Origin of the sequence: Pseudomonas sp. 32_A, from assembly GCF_017490905.1 — a bacterium.
GTDB classification, from domain to species: domain Bacteria; phylum Pseudomonadota; class Gammaproteobacteria; order Pseudomonadales; family Pseudomonadaceae; genus Aquipseudomonas; species Aquipseudomonas inefficax.
The window spans coordinates 1-430 of record NZ_JAFGYI010000397.1 but is presented as its reverse complement, the minus strand read 5'-3'; the positions used below and the strand labels follow the sequence as shown (position 1 = coordinate 430).

General features: G+C 66.0%; 1 protein-coding gene. It reads right to left on the bottom strand.

Features of this window, described 5'->3' with window-relative positions; translation table 11 throughout:
- Nucleotides 1-407 (bottom strand): 3,4-dihydroxy-2-butanone-4-phosphate synthase (locus tag J5M58_RS27220; protein ID WP_243432577.1); only part of this gene is annotated, 407 nt, incomplete at its 3' end.
- Nucleotides 408-430 lie beyond the last annotated feature (23 nt).

Here is a 430-nt window from a genome sequence, read left to right as displayed (position 1 = left end):
AGCTGGTCGATGGTAGTCAAAGCCAAGCCCTCAGTGCGGGCCAGATCAGCAATCGCGTCAGCACGCAGGCACATGCCGTCATCTCCGACAAGTTCACCGATGAGACCGACAGGTTCTAGACCCGCCAGCCGCGCCAGATCGACGGCAGCCTCAGTGTGGCCGCGCCTCTCCAACACTCCCCCAGCCCGAGCCCGCAGAGGCAGCACGTGACCGGGACGCACCAAGTCCGACGGGGTGGAGGAAGGATCGGCCAGGACCCGGGCGGTACGGGCACGCTGGACGGCGTCGATCCCTGTGGTGATCCCGTGGGCCGCGTCGACAGCAACGGTGTAGCGAGTGCGCAATGGGTCCTGGCTCGCCGGCCACATGAGGGGCAGATCGAGCTGATCGGCCCTTTCCTCGGTCATGGGTGCACACAAGTAGCCGGAAG